The organism is Tsukamurella sp. 1534, from assembly GCF_000312385.1.
In the GTDB taxonomy this organism is placed as follows: domain Bacteria; phylum Actinomycetota; class Actinomycetes; order Mycobacteriales; family Mycobacteriaceae; genus Tsukamurella.
In genome coordinates, this window is record NZ_HE997628.1 from 486,603 (window position 1) to 508,489 (window position 21,887).

20 protein-coding genes are annotated in these 21,887 nt (G+C 71.4%); 18 read left to right on the forward strand and 2 right to left on the reverse strand.

The window, feature by feature from the left end:
- The first annotated feature begins 47 nt into the window (after nucleotides 1–47).
- The 13 genes from pyrR (at nucleotide 48) to BN39_RS20440 (ending at nucleotide 14,814) form a co-directional block, all read left to right on the forward strand.
- Nucleotides 48–644, forward strand: a complete 597-nt coding sequence (pyrR, locus tag BN39_RS20380; RefSeq protein WP_081586216.1) for a bifunctional pyr operon transcriptional regulator/uracil phosphoribosyltransferase PyrR — start codon at nucleotides 48–50, stop codon at nucleotides 642–644.
- On the forward strand, nucleotides 641–1,585 hold the full coding sequence (locus BN39_RS20385; RefSeq protein ID WP_019204301.1) for an aspartate carbamoyltransferase catalytic subunit: 945 nt from the start codon (nucleotides 641–643) through the stop codon (nucleotides 1,583–1,585). Before pyrR ends, BN39_RS20385 begins: the two co-directional genes overlap by 4 nt.
- Nucleotides 1,586–1,646: 61 nt before the next feature.
- Nucleotides 1,647–2,957 carry a dihydroorotase gene (locus tag BN39_RS20390; RefSeq protein WP_019204302.1) on the forward strand — a complete coding sequence of 437 codons (1,311 nt, stop codon included), beginning with the start codon at nucleotides 1,647–1,649 and terminating at the stop codon, nucleotides 2,955–2,957.
- Nucleotides 2,954–3,445 (forward strand): hypothetical protein, encoded by a 492-nt coding sequence (locus tag BN39_RS20395; RefSeq protein ID WP_019204303.1) that lies wholly within the window; start codon nucleotides 2,954–2,956, stop codon nucleotides 3,443–3,445. Before BN39_RS20390 ends, BN39_RS20395 begins: the two co-directional genes overlap by 4 nt.
- Nucleotides 3,446–4,591, forward strand: coding sequence for a glutamine-hydrolyzing carbamoyl-phosphate synthase small subunit (carA, locus tag BN39_RS20400; protein ID WP_019204304.1), 1,146 nt, complete (start codon nucleotides 3,446–3,448; stop codon nucleotides 4,589–4,591).
- Nucleotides 4,591–7,920: a carbamoyl-phosphate synthase large subunit gene (carB, locus tag BN39_RS20405; RefSeq protein ID WP_019204305.1), complete on the forward strand. Its 3,330-nt coding sequence runs from the start codon at nucleotides 4,591–4,593 to the stop codon at nucleotides 7,918–7,920. Before carA ends, carB begins: the two co-directional genes overlap by 1 nt.
- Nucleotides 7,917–8,717, forward strand: a complete 801-nt coding sequence (gene pyrF / locus BN39_RS20410; RefSeq protein ID WP_019204306.1) for an orotidine-5'-phosphate decarboxylase — start codon at nucleotides 7,917–7,919, stop codon at nucleotides 8,715–8,717. Before carB ends, pyrF begins: the two co-directional genes overlap by 4 nt.
- A 330-nt stretch (nucleotides 8,718–9,047) precedes the next feature.
- Complete coding sequence (gene mihF / locus BN39_RS20415) at nucleotides 9,048–9,362, forward strand: integration host factor, actinobacterial type (RefSeq protein ID WP_040768764.1); 315 nt, start codon at nucleotides 9,048–9,050, stop codon at nucleotides 9,360–9,362.
- A gap of 7 nt (nucleotides 9,363–9,369) precedes the next feature.
- Nucleotides 9,370–9,957, forward strand: coding sequence for a guanylate kinase (gene gmk, locus BN39_RS20420; RefSeq protein ID WP_081586217.1), 588 nt, complete (start codon nucleotides 9,370–9,372; stop codon nucleotides 9,955–9,957).
- A gap of 49 nt (nucleotides 9,958–10,006) precedes the next feature.
- Nucleotides 10,007–10,282, forward strand: a complete 276-nt coding sequence (gene rpoZ, locus BN39_RS20425; protein WP_019204309.1) for a DNA-directed RNA polymerase subunit omega — start codon at nucleotides 10,007–10,009, stop codon at nucleotides 10,280–10,282.
- Between the two features lie 9 nt (nucleotides 10,283–10,291).
- Nucleotides 10,292–11,545 (forward strand): bifunctional phosphopantothenoylcysteine decarboxylase/phosphopantothenate--cysteine ligase CoaBC, encoded by a 1,254-nt coding sequence (coaBC, locus tag BN39_RS20430; protein WP_019204310.1) that lies wholly within the window; start codon nucleotides 10,292–10,294, stop codon nucleotides 11,543–11,545.
- A gap of 42 nt (nucleotides 11,546–11,587) precedes the next feature.
- Entirely contained in the window at nucleotides 11,588–12,811 is a 1,224-nt protein-coding gene (metK, locus tag BN39_RS20435) for a methionine adenosyltransferase (protein WP_040768766.1), read from the forward strand.
- A 59-nt stretch (nucleotides 12,812–12,870) separates the two neighbouring features.
- Nucleotides 12,871–14,814, forward strand: coding sequence for a primosomal protein N' (locus tag BN39_RS20440; RefSeq protein ID WP_019204312.1), 1,944 nt, complete (start codon nucleotides 12,871–12,873; stop codon nucleotides 14,812–14,814).
- 151 nt (nucleotides 14,815–14,965) lie between these two features.
- Here the strand turns inward: BN39_RS20440 and BN39_RS20445 are convergent, their stop codons facing one another.
- Nucleotides 14,966–15,649 (reverse strand): TetR/AcrR family transcriptional regulator, encoded by a 684-nt coding sequence (locus tag BN39_RS20445; protein ID WP_019204313.1) that lies wholly within the window; start codon nucleotides 15,647–15,649, stop codon nucleotides 14,966–14,968.
- Between the two features lie 56 nt (nucleotides 15,650–15,705).
- Here BN39_RS20445 and BN39_RS20450 point away from each other — a divergent pair, with 56 nt between their 5' ends.
- Nucleotides 15,706–16,278, forward strand: coding sequence for an ester cyclase (locus BN39_RS20450; RefSeq protein ID WP_019204314.1), 573 nt, complete (start codon nucleotides 15,706–15,708; stop codon nucleotides 16,276–16,278).
- A gap of 40 nt (nucleotides 16,279–16,318) precedes the next feature.
- Here BN39_RS20450 and BN39_RS20455 read toward each other — a convergent pair whose 3' ends face one another.
- Nucleotides 16,319–16,615, reverse strand: a complete 297-nt coding sequence (locus BN39_RS20455; protein WP_019204315.1) for a hypothetical protein — start codon at nucleotides 16,613–16,615, stop codon at nucleotides 16,319–16,321.
- A gap of 229 nt (nucleotides 16,616–16,844) precedes the next feature.
- Here BN39_RS20455 and BN39_RS20460 point away from each other — a divergent pair, with 229 nt between their 5' ends.
- The 4 genes from BN39_RS20460 to BN39_RS20475 all read left to right on the forward strand — a co-directional run bounded on the left by BN39_RS20460 (nucleotide 16,845) and on the right by BN39_RS20475 (nucleotide 21,887).
- Nucleotides 16,845–17,693, forward strand: a complete 849-nt coding sequence (locus BN39_RS20460) for a triacylglycerol lipase (protein WP_019204316.1) — start codon at nucleotides 16,845–16,847, stop codon at nucleotides 17,691–17,693.
- Between the two features lie 4 nt (nucleotides 17,694–17,697).
- Nucleotides 17,698–18,405 carry a TetR/AcrR family transcriptional regulator gene (locus BN39_RS20465; RefSeq protein ID WP_019204317.1) on the forward strand — a complete coding sequence of 236 codons (708 nt, stop codon included), beginning with the start codon at nucleotides 17,698–17,700 and terminating at the stop codon, nucleotides 18,403–18,405.
- A gap of 237 nt (nucleotides 18,406–18,642) precedes the next feature.
- Nucleotides 18,643–20,172 carry a class I adenylate-forming enzyme family protein gene (locus BN39_RS20470; RefSeq protein ID WP_040768987.1) on the forward strand — a complete coding sequence of 510 codons (1,530 nt, stop codon included), beginning with the start codon at nucleotides 18,643–18,645 and terminating at the stop codon, nucleotides 20,170–20,172.
- The gene (locus tag BN39_RS20475; RefSeq protein WP_019204319.1) at nucleotides 20,169–21,887 is read left to right on the forward strand and encodes an alpha/beta hydrolase; all 1,719 of its coding nucleotides are present in this window, start codon (nucleotides 20,169–20,171) and stop codon (nucleotides 21,885–21,887) included. The genes BN39_RS20470 and BN39_RS20475 overlap by 4 nt, the downstream gene beginning before the upstream one ends.

Sequence of the window (21,887 nt, forward strand, 5' to 3'; positions counted from 1 at the left end):
CCCGAGAGGCGGAGCGAGCCGTCCGGAGAGGCGGAGAAGGAGGTCACGTGGCTCGGGAACTCATGTCCGCGGCGGATGTCACCCGCACGGTGGCACGTATCGCGCATCAGATCATCGAGAAGACGGCCTTAGACGCCGAGCGGTCGGGAGACGCGGATTCGCCCCCACCCCGGGTCGTCATATTCGGCATTCCTACTCGCGGAGCGGTTCTCGCGGACCGGTTGGCCGCGAACATCGAGGAGTTCTCCGGTGTGGAGGTCCCCGTCGGGCGCCTCGACATCACCCTCTACCGCGACGATCTGCGGCACAAGCCGCACCGCCCCCTCGAGCGCACCACGGTGCCGCCGCAGGGTGTCGACGGTGCGCTCGTCATCCTCGTCGACGACGTGCTCTACTCCGGCCGCACGGTGCGCGCCGCCCTGGACTCGCTCCGCGACCTCGGCCGCCCCGAGGCCGTGCAGCTCGCGGTCCTCGTGGACCGCGGCCACCGGCAGTTGCCCATCCGCGCCGACTACGTGGGCAAAAACATCCCCACCTCGCGCCAGGAGGACGTGCAGGTGCGCCTCAAGGAGAAGGACGGTGAGGACGCCGTGGTGATCTCCGAACTGCCCGACACCGCCGCCGACGAAGGGGAGGCCCCGTGACCCGCCACCTGCTGTCCGCGGGAGATCTCACCCGCGCGGAGGCCGAGGAGATCCTCGACGAGGCCGACCGGTTGCAGCAGGCGCTGCTGGGCCGTGAGGTCAAGAAGCTGCCGACGCTACGCGGTCGCACCGTGATGACGGTCTTCTACGAGAACTCCACCCGCACCCGGGTCTCCTTCGAGGTGGCCGGGAAGTGGATGAGCGCCGACGTGATCAACGTCTCGGCCTCGGGGAGCTCCGTCGCCAAGGGCGAGTCGCTCCGCGACACCGCCCTCACCCTGCACGCCGCCGGCGCCGACGCGCTGATCGTGCGGCACCCGGCTTCCGGTGCGGCGCAGCAGATCGCGGCCTGGACGAACCCCTCCGGTGCGCCCGGCCCCGTGGTCATCAACGCGGGCGACGGGATGCACGAGCACCCCACCCAGGCGCTGCTCGACGCGCTCACGCTGCGCCAGCGCCTCGGCGGCATCGAGGGGCGGCGCGTGGTGATCGTCGGCGACGTCCTGCACAGCAGGGTGGCCCGGTCGAACGCGCTGCTGCTCGCGACCCTGGGTGCCGAGGTGGTGCTCGTCGCGCCCCGCACACTGCTCCCGGTGGGAGTGGAGACCTGGCCCGTGACCGTCGCCGATTCGCTCGAGGCCGAACTCCCGGGCGCCGACGCGGTGATGATGCTGCGGGTGCAGGCCGAGCGGATGAACGGCGGCTTCTTCCCGAGCGAACGCGAGTACTCCGTGCGTTACGGGCTCAACGCCCGCCGCGTCGCGCTGCTGCCCGACCACGCGGTCGTGCTGCACCCGGGACCGATGCTGCGCGGGATGGAGATCGGCTTCTCCGTGGCGGATTCGGACCGCGCCGCCATCCTGCAACAGGTGAACAACGGCGTGCACGTTCGCATGGCCGTGCTCTTTCATCTGCTGGCCAAGGACGGGGAGGCCGGATGACCAGCGGTACCCGCTCCACGAACCCGTTCCAGCCCTCTCCGCGAAAGGACGGCGCCGCCGCATGACCCTCCTGCTCAAGAACGTCCGCCCGTACGGCGAGGGTGACCCGGTGGACGTCGCGATCGCCGGCGGCGAGATCACCGGGATCGGCCCGGGCCTGGACGCCGCCGACGGCACCGAGATCATCGACGGCGGCGGCGCCGTGCTGCTCCCCGGCTTCGTCGACCTGCACACCCACCTGCGCGAACCGGGCCGCGAGGACACCGAGACCATCGAATCCGGTTCCGCCGCAGCCGCGCTCGGCGGATTCACCGCCGTGTTCGCCATGGCCAACACCAGTCCGGTCGCCGATTCCGCGGTGATCACCGACCACGTGTACCGGCGCGGCCAGGAGGCCGGCCTGGTCGACGTCCACCCGGTCGGCGCCGTCACAGTGGGCCTGCAGGGCGAGAAGCTCGCCGAGATGGGCATGATGGCTGCGGGTCCCGGCCGGGTGCGCGTCTTCTCGGACGACGGTGTGTGCGTGGCGGATCCGCTGATCATGCGCCGCGCGCTGGAATACGCCGCCTCGCTCGGCGCCGTCATCGCGCAGCACGCGGAGGAGCCGCGGCTCACGCGGGGCGCCGTCGCGCACGAGGGCGCCGAGGCCGCGCGCCTGGGCCTCGCGGGCTGGCCCCGCGCCGCCGAGGAGTCGATCGTCGCCCGCGACGCGCTGCTCGCCCGTGACGCCGGTGCCCGCGTGCACATCTGCCACGCCTCGACCGCCGGCACCGTCGAACTGCTGAAATGGGCCAAGGGCCAGGGGATCGACATCACCGCCGAGGTGACGCCGCACCACCTGCTGCTCGACGACACCCGCCTCCGCACGTACGACGCGGTGAACCGCGTGAACCCGCCGCTGCGCGAGGCCTCCGACGTGGCGGCGCTGCGCGAGGCGCTCGCCTCCGGGGTGATCGACTGCATCGCCACCGATCACGCGCCGCACGCGGATCAGGACAAGTGCTGCGAGTTCGCCGCCGCCCGGCCGGGCATGCTCGGGCTGGAGACGGCGCTGGCCATCGTGGCGCAGGTGGCGGTCGAACCGGGTGCGATGACGTGGCGCGACGTGGCGCGGGTGATGAGCGAGAACCCCGCCCGGATCGCGCGGCTCGACGATCAGGGCCGGCCGATCGGCGTGGGCGAGCCCGCGAACCTGACGCTGGTCGACCCCGACCTGGGGTGGACTGTGCGGCCCGACGGCCTCGCCAGCCTGTCCCGCAACACGCCCTTCGCGGACCTGAGCTTCCGCGCCAAGCCGGTGCTCACCGTGCTGCGCGGTGCCGTCACCGCCCGCGACGGGGTCGCGGCCGAACCCGGGGCGGGGCACCGGTGAGCGTCAGCGATCTCGCCACGCTGCTGCTGGTGATCCTGGTGCTGTGCCTGCTGTTCGGGCTCATGGTGCTGGGCTGGCGCCGCCGCGGCCGCCGGCAGGCGGCCTCCGTCGGCGAGATCCCCACCACCCCGGAGAAGCTGGCGGAGCTCGAATTCGGCCCGGTGTCCGGCGTGTACGTGGGCTCGACGATCGCGCCGCACTGGCAGGACCGGGTCGCGGTGGGGGACTGGGGCTACCGCGCCACGGTGAACCTGAGCCGCTACGCCGACGGCTACCTGATGGAACGCGGCCGCGGTAACCCGATGTGGATCGCCGACGAGCGCATCGTGGAGGTCCGCCGCGCCGACAAGCTCGCCGGGAAGGTGATGCCCGGCAACGGCCTGCTGGTGATCCGCTGGGAACTGCCCACCGGCACGGTGCTCGACTCCGGATTCCGCGCCGACGACAAGACGACGTATCGAAAACTGATGGACGTGAGGGAAAGCTAGATGGCTGCACACGCATTCGGAAACAGCACGGCGCTGCTGGTCCTCGAGGACGGGACCGTCCACCGCGGGGTCGAATTCGGCGCCACCGGCCAGACCCTCGGCGAGGCCGTCTTCTGCACCGCGATGACCGGCTACCAGGAGACGCTCACCGACCCGTCCTACGACCGCCAGATCGTGGTCGCCACGGCGCCGCAGATCGGCAACACCGGGTGGAACGACGAGGACGACGAGTCCCGGGGCGACAAGATCTGGGTCGCGGGGTACGCCGTGCGCAATCCCACCCGCCGCGTGAGCAACTGGCGCGCGAACGGCTCGCTGGACGGCGAGCTGGTGGAGCAGGGGATCGTGGGCATCGGCGGGATCGACACCCGCGCGGTGGTCCGCCGCCTGCGCGACCACGGCTCCATGCGCGCCGGCGTCTTCTCCGGCGACGCGCTGGCCCCCGAGGCGGAGCTCCTGGACCGGGTGCGCTCGCAGCCGGAGATGAAGGGACTCAACCTGATCGGCGAGGTCTCCACGAAGGAGGCGTACACCGTGGAGCCCGAAGGCGAGGCCCGCTTCACGGTGGTCGCCGTGGACCTGGGCATCAAGACGAACACGCCGCGGATGTTCGCCGAGCGCGGGATGCGCGTGCACGTGGTGCCCTCGACCGTCACCCTGGACGAGGTGAAGTCGCTCAACCCGGACGGCTTCTTCCTCTCCAACGGCCCGGGCGACCCGTCGACCGCGCAGCACGAGGTCGACCTGACCCGCGAGGTGCTCGACTCCGGCCTGCCACTGTTCGGCATCTGCCTGGGCAATCAGCTGTTGGGCCGCGCCTTCGGCCTGGACACCTACAAGATGAAGTTCGGCCACCGGGGGATCAACATCCCCGTCGTCGAGCACACCACGGGCCGGATCTCCATCACGGCCCAGAACCACGGCTTCGCCCTGGAGGGGGAGCGCGGCCAGGAGTTCGACACCCCGTTCGGCCGGGCGCGCGTCAGCCACGTCTGCGCCAACGACGAGACCGTGGAGGGCGTCGAGCTGCTCGACGGCCGCGCCTTCTCGGTCCAGTACCACCCCGAGGCCGCGGCCGGCCCGCACGACGCCGCGTACCTCTTCGACAAGTTCGCCAGCATCATGAGCAGCACAGGAGACAAGTAATGCCACGCCGCACCGACATCCAGCACGTCCTGGTGATCGGCTCGGGGCCGATCGTCATCGGCCAGGCCTGCGAGTTCGACTACTCCGGCACCCAGGCGTGCCGCGTGCTGCGCGCCGAGGGCCTGCGCGTGTCGCTGGTCAACTCGAACCCGGCCACGATCATGACCGACCCGGAGTTCGCGGACGCGACGTACATCGAGCCCATCACGCCCGAGTACATCGAGAAGGTCATCGTCGCCGAGCGCGACAAGGGCTTCCCGATCGACGCGGTGCTCGCCACGCTCGGCGGCCAGACGGCGCTCAACGCCGCGGTGGGCCTGCACGAGCAGGGCATCCTCGACAAGTACGGGATCCGCCTGATCGGCGCCGATTTCGACGCCATCCAGCGCGGCGAGGACCGGCAGATGTTCAAGGACATCGTCGCCAGGATCGGCGGTGAGTCGGCCCGCTCCAAGGTCTGCTACACCCTCGAGGAGTGCCACGAGACCGTCGCCGAGCTCGGCTACCCGGTGGTCGTGCGTCCGTCCTTCACCATGGGCGGCCTCGGCTCCGGCATGGCCTACGACGAGAACGACCTGATCCGCATCGCCGGCTCCGGCCTCGCCGCCTCGCCCACCGCGAACGTGCTCATCGAGGAGTCGATCCTGGGCTGGAAGGAGTACGAGCTCGAGCTCATGCGCGACGGCCGCGACAACGTGGTGGTCGTCTGCTCCATCGAGAACGTCGACCCCGTCGGCGTGCACACCGGCGATTCGGTGACCGTCGCCCCGGCGATGACACTCACCGACCGCGAGTACCAGGTGATGCGCGATCAGTCGATCGCGATCCTCCGCGAGGTGGGCGTCGACACCGGCGGCTGCAACATCCAGTTCGCGCAGAACCCGCGCGACGGCCGCCTGGTGACCATCGAGATGAACCCGCGCGTGTCCCGCTCGTCGGCCCTGGCGTCCAAGGCCACCGGCTTCCCGATCGCCAAGATCGCCGCGAAGCTGGCGGTCGGCTACACCCTCGACGAGATCCTCAACGACATCACGGGTGAGACCCCCGCCTGCTTCGAGCCGACCCTCGACTACGTCGTGGTCAAGGCCCCGCGGTTCGCGTTCGAGAAGTTCCCGGGCGCCGACGACACCCTCACCACCACCATGAAGTCGGTGGGCGAGGCGATGAGCCTCGGCCGCAGCTTCGCCGAGGCCTTCGGCAAGGTGATGCGCTCGCTGGAGACCAAGCGCCACGGGTTCTGGACCGGGGCCCCGGTCGAGGGAACCGTCGACGAGCTGCTCGAGGAGATCAAGGTCCCCAAGGACGGCCGCTACTACCTCATCGGCCGGGCCTTCGAGCTGGGCGCCACCGTGGAGCAGGTCTTCGACGCCACGGCGATCGACCCCTGGTTCCTGGAGGAGATCAAGGCCGTCGTCGAGCTCGGCGCGCAGGTCCGCGACGCCGACCTGACCCCGGAGCTGGTGCGGTACGCCAAGACCCACGGCCTGTCGGACCTGCAGATCGCGGAGCTGCGCGGCATCGGCGAGGACGAGGTGCGCGCCTACCGGCACGAGCACGGCATCCGGCCCGTCTACAAGACGGTGGACACCTGCGCCGCCGAGTTCGAGGCCAGGACCCCGTACCACTACAGCAGCTACGAGCTGGACCCCTCCGCGACCACCGAGGTGGCCCCGCAGGCCGAGCGTCCCAAGGTGCTCATCCTGGGCTCGGGTCCGAACCGCATCGGGCAGGGCATCGAGTTCGACTACTCCTGCGTGCACGCCGCGCTCACGTTGAGCGAGGCGGGGTACGAGACGGTCATGGTCAACTGCAACCCGGAGACCGTGTCCACCGACTACGACACCGCCGACCGCCTCTACTTCGAGCCGCTGACCTTCGAGGACGTTCTCGAGGTCTACCACTCGGAGGAGGCCTCGGGCGAGGGCGGCCCCGGCGTGGTCGGCGTCATCGTGCAGCTCGGCGGTCAGACCCCCCTGGGCCTCGCGGCGCGGCTCAAGCAGGCGGGCCTGCCGATCGTGGGCACCTCGCCGGAGGCGATCGACCTGGCCGAGGACCGCGGCGAGTTCGGCCGCGTGCTCACCGAGGCGGGGCTCCCGGCCCCCAAGTTCGGCACGGCCACCACGGCCGACGGTGCGCGCGATGTCGCGGCCGGCATCGGCTACCCCGTGCTGGTGCGGCCCTCGTACGTGCTGGGCGGCCGCGGCATGGAGATCGTCTACGACGAGGCGGCGCTGCTGGATTACATCGGGCGCGCCACCGAGCTGACCCCGGACCGGCCCGTGCTGGTCGACCGGTTCCTCGAGGACGCCGTGGAGATCGACGTGGACGCCCTGTGCGACGCCACGGGCGAGGTGTTCATCGGCGGGATCATGGAGCACATCGAGGAGGCCGGCATCCACTCCGGCGACTCGGCGTGCACTCTGCCGCCCACCACGCTGGGCCGGGCCGACATCGACGCCGTACGCTCCGCGACCGAGGCGCTCGCGCGGGGCATCGGCGTGCACGGCCTGATGAACGTGCAGTACGCGCTCAAGGACGACGTCCTCTACGTGCTCGAGGCCAACCCCCGCGCGTCGCGCACGGTGCCGTTCGTCTCCAAGGCGTCCGCCGTGCAGCTGGCCAAGGCGTGCGCGCGAGTCATGATGGGGCAGACCATCGCCGAGCTCCGCGGGCAGGAGATCCTGCCGCGCGAGGGCGACGGTTCGCGGATGCCCGTCGAGGCCCCGGTGTCGGTGAAGGAAGCGGTGCTGCCGTTCAACCGGTTCCGCCGCGCCGACGGCACCGGCGTGGATTCGCTGCTCTCGCCGGAGATGAAGTCCACCGGCGAGGTGATGGGCGTGGACCGCGATTTCGGCACCGCGTTCGCCAAATCGCAGACCGCGATCAGCGGCTCGCTGCCGGCCACCGGCAACGTGTTCGTCTCCGTGGCCAACAAGGACAAGCGCTCGCTGATCTTCCCGGTGAAGCGCCTCGCGGACCTCGGATTCACCATCCTCGCGACGGAGGGCACCGCGGACGTGTTGCGCCGCAACGGTGTCCAGGCCGAGCGGGTGCACAAGCACTCCGACCGGATCCCCGAGGGCGAGCAGTCGATCGTGGACCGGATCAAGGCCGGGGACGTGGGCCTGATCATCAACACGCCGTACGGCAACGCCGGGCCGCGCGTGGACGGCTACGAGATCCGCACCGCCGCGGTGCAGGCCTCCGTGCCGTGTGTGACCACGGTCCAGGGCGCCTCCGCGGCCGTGCAGGGCATCGAGGCCGCGCTGCGCGGCGGGATCGGCGTCCAGAGCCTGCAGGACATGCACGCCGACCTGGTGAACCGGTGACCTTCGCCGAGCGCGTCGCGCGGGCGGTCGCCGAGCGGGGCCGACTCGTGGTGGGCATCGACCCGCACCCGCCGCTGTTGGCCGCGTGGGGGCTGGGCGACGACGCCGCGGGCGTCCGGGCGTTCGGCCTGCGCTGCGCCGAGGCTTTCGCCGGCGAGGTCGGCTTCGTCAAGCCGCAGGTGGCGTTCTTCGAGCAATTCGGCGCCGCGGGGCTCGCGGCGCTCGAGGAGGTCGTGGCGGCGTGCCGGGAGGCCGGCACCGTCGTCATCGCCGACGCCAAGCGCGGCGACATCGGCTCCACCATGGCCGGGTACGCCCGCGCCTGGCTGGGCGACTCCCCGTTGTCCGCCGATGCGGTGACCCTGTCGCCCTACCTCGGCTACGGCTCGCTGGAACCCGCGATCACCGCGGCCCGGGGCGCCGGCAGGGGAGTGTTCGTGCTGGCCCGCACCTCGAACCCCGAGGGCGGGCAGGTGCAGGCGGACGGAGTCGCGCAGCACATCGTCGACGACGCCCGAGCGGACAACGCCGACGGTGCCGGCACCGTCGGGCTCGTCGTGGGCGCCACCCGGGAGCACGGACTGGACCTGGACGGGCTCGGCGGCCCGATCCTGGCGCCCGGTCTGGGTGCGCAGGGCGCCACCCCGGCCGATCTGCGTGCGATCTTCGACACGGACGCCGTCGTGCTGCCCAGTTCCTCGCGCCAGGTGCTCGCGGCGGGCCCCGGTGCCGCCGACCTCCGGGACGCGGCCCTGACGGTCCGTGACGAGGTGGAACGCGCCCTCGGCGGCGCCTGACCACCGCTTCGGGGGCGCGCGACACGCCCGACACGCGCGGAGCCGGATGTGAATTGCGACTATTGCCGCAGGTCACTTGAGTTTCACCTGTCACACGCAGCGGTCGCCTGCGAATGCCTGTCGATTGCTTGGAATCGTTGTGTGACAACGTTTTCCGATTGCAACACGGCTGTAGGACCCGTGATCCCGCCCGCGCCGCCTCCGACCTCCTACAACACCGCCAAACCGCAGGTGAGAGGGGGGTGGGGTTCCCACGGGCGACGAAACCTCGGTACCGTCGCAGGAGTCGCAGGACGCGGCAAGACGTAAGTACATCGAGACGGAGGAATCGTGGCCCTTCCCCAGTTGACCGACGAGCAGCGCGCCGCTGCTCTGGAGAAGGCAGCTGCCGCTCGTCGCGCACGCGCCGAGCTGAAGAATCGGCTGAAGAGCGGCGGCACCACCCTGCAGCAGGTGCTGAAGGACGCGGAGACCGACGAGGTGCTCGGCAAGATGAAGGTCTCCGCTCTGCTCGAGGCCCTGCCCAAGGTGGGCAAGGTCAAGGCGCAGGAGCTCATGACCGAGCTGGAGATCGCCCCCACTCGCCGCGTGCGCGGCCTGGGCGAGCGGCAGCGCAAGGCGCTGCTCGAGAAGTTCTCCGCCTGACACATCTGTGTCCGGAGTAACGACTGCGGGCCGGAGGGGCCGACTGGTAGTACTGGTCGGCCCCTCCGCCGTTGGTAAGTCATCGGTGGTCGGCAGGCTCCGCCAGGAGGTGCCCGACCTGTTCTTCTCGGTGTCCGCCACCACGCGCGATCCTCGCCCCGGTGAGGTGGACGGCCGGGACTACCACTTCGTCGGCGATCGCGGCTTCGATGCGCTCATCGCCGACGGTGACCTGCTGGAATGGGCGGAGATCCACGGCGGGCTGCAGCGGTCCGGGACGCCTGCGCGCCCCGTCTTCGAGGCGCTCGACGCGGGTCGGCCCGTGCTGGTGGAGGTCGACCTCGCCGGCGCGGCCAGCGTGAAGGCCGCCCTGCCCGAGGCGGTCACGGTGTTCCTCAGCCCGCCCACGTGGGAGGAGCTGGAGCGCCGTCTGCGCGGCCGGGGAACCGAGAGCGCCGAGGTGATCGCCCGCAGGCTGGAGACCGCGCGGGCCGAGATGGCCACCCGCGACGACTACGATGCGGTGGTCGTCAACGACGACTTGGACCGCGCGGTGGCGGACTTGGTATCCTTACTGGTCGGCCCCGGCGCGTAGACTGGGTTCGATCAACGAACTTTCTGAAGACTTGTGACGTAGGAGACGCGTGAGCACCACCACCACCGAGGCCGTGTACGACCAGCCGCTCGGCATCACCAACCCGCCGATCGACGAGCTGCTCGCGCGCACCTCGTCGAAGTACGCGCTCGTGATCTACGCGGCCAAGCGGGCCCGCCAGATCAACGACTACTACAACAGCCTGTCCGACGGCATCCTGGAGTACGTCGGCCCGCTGGTCGAGCCCGGTATGCACGAGAAGCCGCTGTCCATCGCGATGCGCGAGATCCACGAGGATCTCCTGGAGCACACCGAGGGCGAGTGAGCTGACCGCGTGATCATCGTCGGCGTCGGCGGGGGCATCGCCGCGTACAAGGCCTGTTCGCTGGTCCGGCACTTCACCGAGGCGGGGCACGACGTGCGGGTGATCCCCACGGAGTCCGCGCTCAAGTTCGTGGGCGCCGCCACCTTCGAGGCACTGTCCGGCAACCCGGTGCAGACGGGCGTCTTCGAGTCGGTCCCCGAGGTGCCGCACGTGCGGCTCGGCCAGGAGGCCGACCTCGTGGTGATCGCGCCGGCCACCGCGGACCTCATGGCCCGCGCGGCGCAGGGCCGGGCGGACGATCTGCTCACCGGCACGCTGCTGACCGCGCGATGCCCCGTCGTGTTCGCCCCCGCGATGCACACGGAGATGTGGGAGCACCCCGCGACCCGCGCCAACGTGGCCACCCTGCGCGAGCGGGGCGCCACCGTCATCGAGCCCGCGTCGGGCCGCCTCACGGGCAAGGACACTGGCGCCGGCAGGCTCCCCGAGCCCGAGGAGATCGGCCTCCTCGCGGACCTGCTCCTGGAGAACCCCGCCGCCCTCCCGCGTGATCTGGAGGGCCGCCGCGTCGTGATCTCCGCCGGTGGCACCAAGGAGGCGCTCGACCCCGTCCGGTACCTCACCAACCGGAGCTCCGGGAAGCAGGGCTACGCGCTGGCCCGTCTCGCCGCGCAGCGCGGTGCGGACGTCACCCTGGTGGCCGGCAACACCGTCGGCCTCGCGGCGCCGTCCGGCGTCCACGTGGTCCGGATCGCGTCCGCGCTCGACCTGCGCTCCGCGATGACCGAACACGCCGCCGACGCCGACCTGGTGATCATGGCGGCCGCGGTCGCGGACTACCGGCCCGCCGAGGTGGCCACCACCAAACTGAAGAAGGGCTCCGACGGCCGCAGCGAGCAGCTGGAGTCGATCACCATGATCGAAAACCCCGACGTGCTCGCCGGCCTCGTCGACGCCCGCGCCCGCGGCGACCTGCGCCCCGAGACCGTGATCGTCGGATTCGCCGCGGAGACGGGCGACGACGGCGGCAGCGTCCTGGACTACGGCCGCGCCAAACTCCGCCGCAAGGGCTGTGACCTGCTCGTTCTCAACGCCGTCGGCGACGGCCGGGCGTTCGAGGTGGACGAGAACTCGGGCTGGCTGCTCGGGGCCGACGGCAACGAGACCGCGCTCCCGCTCGGGTCGAAGACGGCCATGGCCGGGCGCATACTGGATGCTGCCGTCGAAAGGGTCGCCGCCGCCGGGACCGGCGCGGCCCGCTAGGTTTTCCGTATCGCAACACGAGAGTCGAGAGGACGTATCGTCGTGGTTTCTGGGTTCGACAAGTCTGCCCACCGTCTGTTCACCAGCGAGTCGGTGACCGAGGGGCACCCGGACAAGATCTGTGACGCCATCTCGGACTCCGTTCTCGACGCGCTGCTGGAGCAGGATCCGGCGTCCCGCGTGGCGGTGGAGACGCTGGTCACCACCGGTCAGGTGCACGTCGCCGGCGAGGTGACCACGTCGGCGTACGCGGACATCCCGAAGATCGTGCGCGACAAGGTCCTCGAGATCGGCTACGACAGCTCCGCCAAGGGCTTCGACGGCAACTCCTGCGGCGTGAACATCGCGATCGGCGCGCAGAGCCCCGAGATCGCGCAGGGCGTGGACCGCGCCTATGAGCACCGGGTGGACGGCGGCGAGGACGAGATCGACGCGCAGGGCGCGGGCGATCAGGGCCTCATGTTCGGCTACGCCTGCTCGGACACCCCCGAGCTGATGCCGCTGCCGATCTCCCTGGCGCACCGGCTCTCGCGCCGGCTGACCGAGGTGCGGAAGAACGGCACGCTGCCGTACCTGCGCCCGGACGGCAAGACGCAGGTGACCATCGAGTACGCGGGCGAGCAGGCCGTGCGCCTCGACACCGTGGTGATCTCCAGCCAGCACGCGGCCGACATCGACATCGACGGCATGCTGACCCCGGACCTGCGCCGGCACGTGCTCGACGCGGTGATCGCCGATCTGAACCTGCCCAGCCTCGACGTCTCGGACGTGCGACTGCTGGTCAACCCCACCGGCAAGTTCGTGCTCGGCGGGCCGATGGGCGACGCGGGACTGACCGGCCGCAAGATCATCGTCGACACCTACGGCGGCATGGCCCGCCACGGCGGCGGCGCGTTCTCGGGCAAGGACCCGTCGAAGGTGGACCGCAGCGCCGCGTACGCGATGCGCTGGGTGGCGAAGAACGCCGTCGCGGCCGAGCTGGCCGAGCGGATCGAGGTCCAGGTCGCCTACGCGATCGGCAAGGCCGCGCCCGTCGGCCTGTTCATCGAGACCTTCGGGACCGAGAAGATCGATCCGGTTAAGATCCAGCAGGCCATCGCCGAGGTCTTCGACCTGCGCCCGCGCGCGATCATCAACGAGCTGAACCTGCTGCGGCCGATCTACGCGCCGACCGCCGCGTACGGGCACTTCGGCCGTACCGACATCGATCTGCCCTGGGAGCACACCGACCGGGTGGACGCGCTGCGCGCCGCGGCCGGCCTGTAGGGACCGTCGTCACGGCCGCGACGCCGGCGCCGTCCCCGGTCGAGCTCCCCGTCGCCCGGGTGCTGCCCCTACTGCAGGTCAGCCACCTGGACCGGGAGTTCGATTACCTCGTCCCGCCGGAACTCGACGCCGATGCGCAACCCGGTGTGCGGGTGCGGGTGCGGTTCTCCGGGCGACTCGTCGACGCCTATGTCCTGGAACGGCTTCCCCGTTCCGAGCACGACGGGAAGCTCGCCGCGCTGGGGCGCGTCGTGTCCCCGCTGCCGGTCCTCACGGAGTCGGTGCTGCGGCTCGCCACCGAGGTCGCCGTCCGGTACGCCGGCACCCGCGCCGACGTCCTGCGCCTGGCGATCCCGCCGCGGCACGCCCGCGTCGAGAAGGCGCTCCTGGAACAGGATCACGTCGACCCCGATCCGCCGGCGCCGCCCGCCGACGGTGCCCCCGCGCCCCTCTCCGAATACACCCACGGGCCGCAGTTCGTGGCCGCGGCCACCGACGGCCGCGCGCCGCACGCCGTGTGGCAGGCGCTTCCGGGGGAGGACTGGGCGGCGCGGCTCGCCGAGCTCGCCACCGCGGTGGTCGCCTCCGGCCGCACCGCACTGCTCGTGGTGCCCGATCAGGCCGACCTGGACCGCCTCGCCGCGGCGTGCGCGCACCTCGATCCCGCGGTGCTGGCCGCCGGACTCGGGCCGTCGGCCCGGTACCGGCGCTGGCTGCTCGCCCGCCTGGGGCGCACCCGGGTCGTGATCGGTACCCGCAGTGCGGCGTTCGCGCCGCTGCCGGAGCTCGGCCTGGTGGTGTTGTGGGACGACGGGGACGAATCCCTCGTGGAGCCCCGCGCGCCCTACCCGCACACCCGCGAGGTGCTCGCCCTGCGCGCGCATCAGAGTGGTGCCGCGCTCGTGATCGGTGGCTTCGTCCGCACGCCGGAGGCGCAGGCGCTCGTCGAGGCGGGCTGGGCGGCGGAGGTCGTCGCGCCGCGCGCGCTGGTGCGGGAGCGGTCGCCGCGCATCGTCGGGACCGCCGACTCGGACGTCGCCCTCGCCCGCGACCCGCTCGCCCGCTCGGCGCGGCTCCCCGCGGAGGCCTTCGCCGCGGCCCGCGCGGCGCTCGACGCGGAACGGCCCGTCCTGGTGCAGGTCCCGCGGCGCGGGTACGCGCCGTCGCTGTCGTGCACCCGGTGTCGTACGCCCGCGCGCTGCCGCCGCTGCCACGGGCCGCTCGAGCAGGCCGCGGGCGGCGTGCTCCGGTGCCGGTGGTGCGCGCAGGCCGACCCGTCGTATCGCTGCCCGGCGTGCGGCGGCACCGCGATGCGGGCCGTGATCGTCGGATCCGCGCGCACCGCAGAGGAATTGGGACGGGCGTTCCCGGGCGCCGCCGTCGCCCTGTCCGGGGGCGACAAGGTGCTCACCGAGGTCTCGGGAGGCCGCCGGCTGGTGGTGGCCACGCCGGGCGCCGAGCCGATCACCGAGGGCGGGTACGGCGCCGCCCTGCTGCTCGACGGCTGGCTCATGCTGGGACGGGCCGATCTCCGCGCCGGGGAGGAGACCCTGCGGCGATGGATGAACGCGGCCGCGCTGGTGGCCGCCGACGGCGCAGTGGTGTGCGGCGCGGACGCGGGGATCCCGGTGGTGCAGTCCCTGATCCGTTGGGACGCCGCCGGATTCGCCGCAACCGAGTTGGCGGAACGCGCCGCCGTCGGCTTCCCTCCGGCCACCCATCTCGCCGCGCTCGACGGTGCCGAGGCCGATGTCCTCGCCGTCGCCGAGGCGGCCGCGCTGCCCGCCGGGGCGGAGATCCTGGGCCCCGTCGACCTGCCCCCCGGGGTGCGCATCCCCGGCGCCCCCGACGACGGCCCGCCGCCGCAGCGGCTCCTGGTGCGCGTGGCCAGGCGAGAGGGCCGGGCGCTCGCGCAGGCCCTGTTCCGCGCCCAGGTGGGCCGCAGCCTGCGCCGCGAGGGCACCCCCGTCCGCATCCAGATCGACCCCCTCCGCATCGGCTGACCTCCCCACCCCGCCAGCCCCCTCCCTGACTTAACAGCGTTAGCCCAGGCGGCTTCCTGGGAAAACGTCTGCGGAAGGTGCTGGCTACCCGCCGGTACGCGGTGAATCGGACCTGCGTCGAGCGACGGGGGAGGCCGGGCGGGCGGAAGGGTCAGCGGCGGCGCGCCGCGGCGACGCGGGCGAGCACGACGTCGCTCATGGCCGCCACGGTGAAGTGGAACTCCGCGTCGGCGTCGAAGGTGGCGAGTCGCGCGGCGACCTCCGCCACGGCGGGATGTCCCGAGGCGGCGAGGGCCTCCTCCCGGTGGGCGATCGCCTCCCCGTCGGAGGTTCCGAACGTCGGCCCGGCGTCGACCTCCCGCAGCAGCGTCCCGATGAGGGCGGCCAGGAGTGTGCGAAGGGTGTGCACGGCCTCGTCGGCGGGGAGCCCGGCGTCGAGCAGGATCCGCGCCATCGCCTCGGTGGGTGCGAGTGCGGCGGCCCCGTCGATCTGGCGGGTGAGCACCAGGGGAGCGGCGCGCGGGTGGCGGAGCGCGGCCGCGCGGAACGCGTGGGCGACGGCGGAGACGTCCGCGGCGGTGTCGCCCGTCGGGCGGGGGAGGTCGATGGACCGCAGCAGTGACTCCGTCACGGCGTCGAGCAGATCGTCCTTGTCGCGTACGTGGTTGTACAGGCTCTTGGGGTCCACGTGGAGCCGTTTGGCCACCGCACGCATCCCGATCTCGCCGACGCCCTGCTCGTCGACGAGGTCCAGTGCCGCCGAGACGACGGCGGCACGGCTGAGGCGCGACTCGCCCAGTGCGGGCCGCCCACGGCGCGGCGCGGAGCTGGTCACGGTTCCATTGTGCCTGATCGGCATAATACCCACGACGTGGGTATTATGCTGTGTGCATGACTGACACGCCCGCGCGGTTCGTGCTCCCGCCCGTCGACGTGCTGCGCGCGCGGGAGCGGGTGGTGCTCGATCACTTCCACGACGAGGTCCGCCAGGACTGGGACGCGACGCTGTCCACGTTCCCGCATCCGCACTACGAGTTGATCGCGCAGATGGCGGTCCACGACGGTGACGCCGAGGTGCGCGGGTACTACGCGGACACCCGGGCCGCGTTCCCGGACCAGGATCACGAGCTGATCGCGGTGCGGCACAGCGCCGATGCGGTGATCGTGGAGTTCTGGTTGCTCGGCACCCAGCGCGGCCGGCTGGGCGCGATCCCGGCCACGGGGTCCCGTCATCGCACCCGGATGACCGCCTACTTCGTCTTCGACGAGGCGGAGAACCTCGTCGCCGAGCGCATCTACTTCGATCAGTTGACGATCCTCAAACAACTCATCGCGGGTCTCGATCTGCGGCGGCCCGCCGGGCTGCTGACGGCGGTGCGCGTTCTCGTCGGCGCGGCGCGGACCGGGGCGGCCGCCCCGGATCCGCGATTGATGCACACGCGGCCACCGGCCGTCGAGGGCTGAGCGCGGCGCCGGGGCCGGTGCGGCCTCCGGCGCCGCGGGGTCACGCCGCCTCTTCCTCCTCGGGGGCGGGAGCGGCCTCGGCCTCCTCCTCGCTCGGGAGTTCGGGGTCCGGGCGGGGCTCGCTGGCGTCGTCGATCGCCTCGCCGCTCTCGATGGGGTCCGAGGCCGATTCCGTGGCCTCGCCGGTGTCGATGGGGCCGCCGGCTGCTTCGGCGGGTTCACCCACTTCGCGCGGCGAATCGCCGCTCTCGATGGTCGCGGTCGGCGTCTCCTCGGCCTCGGCTTCTTCGGCGTTCGCGACGCCAGTACCGGTGAGAGCGACTGCGAGTGCTGTCATCACTGCTGCAAAGGTGCGCATGGGACTTCCTTGGGTCGACGGCTCCTGTGCGGCGCCAAGGCTACGTGGCGTGATCCATCACCGCAGGTCACCGGGGGCGTTTTGCCGCATTCGGCGAACACCGGAAAGTCGTGTTGCGTGACCTTTGCGATGCACTCGGGTAGTGTCCGTTCATGAACATGACGTCAGGATCATGTTTCCGGCGTCGAAACCTGCACAGGAGGTCGCAATGTCCCGCGAGGTCAAGGCACCCGTCCGTCCGCCCAATGCGCTCTGGAGTCTCACCGACGGAGGCCGCGCCACCGGCGAGCTCGCCTGGTTCGCGTGGTCCGCCCCGTGGCTGGCCACCCGCGAGCACCGCGGCGACGGCCGCCCGGTCCTCGTTCTGCCCGGGTTCCTCGCGGGGGACGGCACCACCGTGCCGTTGCGCCGGATGCTGGGCCGCCACGGGTACTTCGTGTACGGCTGGGGGCAGGGCCGCAACCTGGGCCCGACGCCGGAGGCGGTCGACGGTCTCGAGGCGCTGTTCCGCGAGATCCGGGACGAGCACGACGGTGCGCCGGTCAGCCTGATCGGGCAGAGCCTGGGCGGGATCTTCGCGCTCGAGCTGGCGCGGCGCTTCCCCGGCGATGTCGACCGCATCATCTCGCTTGGGTCGCCCGTGTCCGTCACGTCGCCCGACCAGTCGCGGGCGAAGTTCATGTACTCGCGAATGGCCGAACGGCACCTGCCGGAGCTCGAGTTCTCCCGTTGGACCCAGGCGCCGCTGCCGGAGGTCCGCGCCACGTCGATCTTCAGCCGGCTGGACGGCATCTGCCGCTGGGAGACCTGTCTCTATCCGAGGACTCCGCTCACGGAGAACATCGAGGTGTACAGCAGTCACCTCGGCATGGCGGTGCAGCCCGCGGCGCTGTACGCGACCCTGGACCGGCTGGCGGCCCCCCTCGACGAGTGGGCGCCGTTCGATCCGCCGTGCGCGTTGCGGTCCGCCTATCCCGGCCTGCGGGACCCGATGTACCTCTCGGAGGACGTGTCCGCCGGCGACGTAGGCTGGGAGCCGCAACGACGAGTGGGGTGAGTGCATGGCGGCGGGGAACCTCCCGATCATCGACGACGAGCGGCCGTCCGCTCCGCCGCCCTCGCTCGCCGACGTGACGATGCTGCGGGAGCCCCCGGCTACGGCGCGCGGCGCGCGCACCCGGGACGGCATCATCGCCGCGGCGCGGAAGGTGTTCGAGCAGAACGGGTTCGCCGATGCGAAGCTCGCCGATGTCTACGCGGAAGCCGGTTGCTCGACGGGCACGTTCTACCTCTACTTCGCGTCGAAGGAGGAGGTGCTGCAGGCGGTCCTCGACACGGTGCGGGACGACATGCTGCACCCCGGTCTCGGCGAGCACGTCGACCCGTCGGATCCGCGCGCGGTGATCGAGGCGTCGATCCGCGGATACCTGGAGGCGTTCCGTCGCAACGCATTGCTGATGCGGCTTCTCGAACAGGTGACGACGATCGACGCCGGATTCCGGTCGCGCCGCATCGCGCGCAGCCGGGCCTTCGCGGAGCGGAACGCGCGCGGTATCGCCGACCTGCAGTCGCGCGGCCTCGCGGATCCGGCGCTCGACCCGTACCTGACCGCCTGTGCGCTGTCCTCCATGGTCAGCAGGCTGGCCTACCACATGTTCTGCATGACCGAGGGCGACGGTTCGGTGCTGTCCACGGGCGAGTTGTCGATCGAGGAGCTGGCCGACGTGTGCACGACGCTGTGGGTCCGCGGTCTCGGCCTCAAATCCTGAGGGCCTAAAACCTTTTCGTCCGATCCCGGGGTTCCGGGAGGCAATCCGTTCAATCCCGGGCGGCACGCAGGGTTTTGCAGTCTAATAGTCGTGGTGTGACGCGAGTCACACGGGATTCGCCGAGCCTCCGATGGGCCGCCCCGCACGTGAGCGGAGCGCCGGCGGCGCGCGGTTCCACCGGGTTCGTTGAGACACCACGCGACTACTTCTTTGGGGAGCACGCACATGACGGAACAGATCATTCCCATCGACCGGCAACACAATCCGTACTCGCGCGCGGGTACGGAGGTCGACGATCAGGGGCGGACCGTCTGGTCCGGCGTGCCCGATACGCTCATCGCCGCCCTCGAGGCGCGGGTCGCGGCCGACCCGGACGCCGAGGCGGTCACCGAGCTCGACGGCGACAGCCTCACCTACCGCCAGGTGTGGGACCGCGCGGCGCGGGTCGCGGGCGGGCTCCGCGAGGCCGGCGTCGAGGCGGGGGACCGGGTGGCCCTGCGCTACCCCGCGGGCACGAACTGGGTGCTGGCGTTCTACGGCACGATGATGGCGGGGGCGGTCGTGGTCGCTGTCAACACCCGCTCCTCGGAGCCCGAAGTGCAGTTCGTCGTGGAGGACTCGGGGGCCCGGATCGACCTGTCGCCGGACACGCCGCTGCCCGACGGTGCGCCGTACGTCGCGGGCGACCTGACCGCCGACACCGTGGCCGGGATGTTCTACACGTCGGGCACCACGGGCAACCCGAAGGGCGTGCCCACCACGCACCGGGCGTTCGTGATGAACGGGTACAACATGGTGCGCGCGTGCGACATCTCCGATGACATCGGGCGCGGTCTCCGCACGCTCATCTGTGTGCCGCTGTTCCACGTCACCGGGTGCAACTCGCAGCTCGTCGTAGCACTGATGTTCGGCGGGGCGGCGATCATCATGCCCGCGCTCGACCGTCCGCGGCTGGTCCGGACTCTCACGGAGCACTCGATCTCGTTCCTCATCACGGTCCCGGCGGTGTACTCGCTCGTGCTGCGCACCCCGGGATTCGAGGAGGCGGACCGTTCGGGGATCCGCTGGGTCGGTTACGGCGGCGCCCCGATCGCCCCGAGCCTCGTGCGCGATCTGCACCGGGCGTTCCCCTCCGCGCGGTTGTTCAACGGCTACGGGATGACCGAAACGGCCTCGCTCATGACGATCCTCCCGGACCGCGACGTGGTGGACCACGCGGATGCGGTGGGGTTCGCGGTGGCCACCGTGGATCTCGGGGTCCTGCCCCAGGACCCCGCCGACCCGACGGTCGGGGAGCTGGTGTCCCGGGGGCCCAACGTGACCACCGGTTACTGGAACCGTCCGCAGGCCAACGTGGATTCGTTCACCGAGGACGGCTGGCTGCGCACCGGTGACATCGTGCGCGTCGACGGCGAGGGCCGCGTCCACGTGATCGATCGCATGAAGGACATCATCATCCGCGGCGGCGAGAACATCTCGAGCATCGAGGTCGAGTCGGCCCTCCTCGCCGCACCCGGCGTGCTGGAGGCGGCGGTGCTCTCGGTCCCCGACGACGTCATGGGGGAGAAGGTGGGCGCCGTGGTGTTCGGCGGCGAGACCCCACCCGATATCGAGGCGGTGCTGGCCCACTGCCGGGAGGTACTGGCGGACTTCAAGGTCCCGCAGTACCTCGTGATCGCGGCGGCGGCACTCCCGCGCAACCCCGGGGGCAAGGTGGTCAAGGCGAGAGTGCGCGACGGCCTCGACTGGGGAGCTCCGCTGCGATGACCACCGACGACCGCAAGCACGACGCCGTCACGGACACCACCCCCGCGGGCGGCGGCATCGAGACCATCGTCGCCTCCACGATGCTGGGCGGGCTCGGGGCGCTGTTCCCGGTGGGCGCACTGCGCAACGCGGCCGGGAGCCTCGTGCGGGATCCGGCGCCCCTCGTCGACGAAGCGGTGGAGCTGCCGTCCCGTCTCGCGGACGTGGCGCTGCGCGGCGGCGGCGACGACGTGGCCGCGGCGCGCGACCCCCGGTTCATGGACCCCGCCTGGCGGGAGAACCCGGTGTTCAACCGGATGGCGAAGGCGTACCTCTCGCTGTGCGACTCGGCGACCAAGGTGATCGACGAACTCGACGTGGACTGGCGCTCCCGGGAACGGATCCGGCAGAGCACGGACAACCTGCTCGCGGCCGCGTCGCCGACCAACAATCCCCTGCTCAACCCCGTGGTGTGGAAGCAGACCCTGGACACGGGCGGGGCGAATCTGGTGAAGGGCGCCAAGAACTTCGTCGACGACATGAGCACCCCGTCGAAGCTGCCCGCCTCCGTGGACCGGGACGGATTCGTGCTGGGCGAGACCATCGCCACCACGGAGGGGAAGGTGGTCCGCCGCGAGCAGCTGTACGAGCTCATCGAGTACGTGCCGCTGAAGGAGGAGGTGGACGCGGTGCCCTCCCTGATCATCGCGTCGCCGGTCAACAAGTTCTACCTGATCGATCTCGATCCCCGGCGGTCCGTGGTCGCGGCGGAGCTCCGGGCCGGGCGCCGCGTGTTCATCGTGTCCTGGGTCAACCCGGACCGCTCGCTCGCCGACGCGGGCTTCGACGCGTACTGCGCCGCACTGGTCGAGGCGATGGAGACCGTCTGCGCGATCAGCGGCAGCCCCAAGCTCAACACCATGGGGCTGTGCGGCGGTGGGCAGGTCACGCTGATGACCGCGGCCTACCTCGCGGCGGTCGGTCGGCAGGACATCATGGCGACGCTGACCATCTGCATCGCGGTCACCGACTTCGCCGAGGGGCCGGCCGGATCCGCGCACCTCAGCAGGGCGCGCGCCAAGCGCGCCATCGAGCAGGCGCGCTCGCAGGGCTCGTTCGACGCCGCCCAGACGGCGCGCGGGTTCGCGCTGCTGCGCCCCGTCGAAGGCATCTGGCTGGCGTACGTCGACAGGTTCCTCATGGGCAGGGACGCGCCGAAACACGACCTGCTGTTCTGGGCGAACGATCAGACGAACCTCACCCCGAAGTTCGGGGCGGACATGATCACGGTGGCGTTGGACAACAGCCTCGCCCATCCGGGCGAGTACGTGCTGAACGGGGCGCACCTGGACGTCTCCAAGATCGACGTGCCGGTGTACATCCTCGGAGCGTCGACGGACCACATCTCGCCCTGGCACGACTGCTACCGCACCGTGGGGGAGATCGGCGAGAACGCGTGCTTCGTCCTGGCCAGTGGCGGGCACGCCGCCGCGATCGCCAAGGGCCCAGGGGCGAAGCGGGCGTCCCACCGCACCGGCGGCGTCGCGTACGGCGTCGATCCCGACGACTGGCTGGCGGGCTCAGAGCTGCACGCGGGCCCGTGGTGGGACCACTGGAACGCCTGGATCGAGAGTCGCGAGCCGGAGAAGATCCCGGCGCCCACGTCGCAGGGGAGCGAGGAGTTCCCGCCGATCGGGGACGCGCCGGGCGAGTACGTGATGCGGGTCCTCACCTGA

Bases quoted from the DNA above. Each gene is read 5' to 3' on its own strand.
- BN39_RS20465 (WP_019204317.1), top strand. From the start codon at position 17,698: ATGGCGGCGGGGAACCTCCCGATCATCGACGACGAGCGGCCGTCCGCT.
- carA (WP_019204304.1), top strand. From the start codon at position 3,446: ATGGCTGCACACGCATTCGGAAACAGCACGGCGCTGCTGGTCCTCGAG.
- BN39_RS20455 (WP_019204315.1), bottom strand. From the start codon at position 16,615: ATGACAGCACTCGCAGTCGCTCTCACCGGTACTGGCGTCGCGAACGCC.
- BN39_RS20450 (WP_019204314.1), top strand. From the start codon at position 15,706: ATGACTGACACGCCCGCGCGGTTCGTGCTCCCGCCCGTCGACGTGCTG.
- BN39_RS20460 (WP_019204316.1), top strand. From the start codon at position 16,845: ATGTCCCGCGAGGTCAAGGCACCCGTCCGTCCGCCCAATGCGCTCTGG.
- BN39_RS20475 (WP_019204319.1), top strand. From the start codon at position 20,169: ATGACCACCGACGACCGCAAGCACGACGCCGTCACGGACACCACCCCC.
- BN39_RS20390 (WP_019204302.1), top strand. From the start codon at position 1,647: ATGACCCTCCTGCTCAAGAACGTCCGCCCGTACGGCGAGGGTGACCCG.
- carB (WP_019204305.1), top strand. From the start codon at position 4,591: ATGCCACGCCGCACCGACATCCAGCACGTCCTGGTGATCGGCTCGGGG.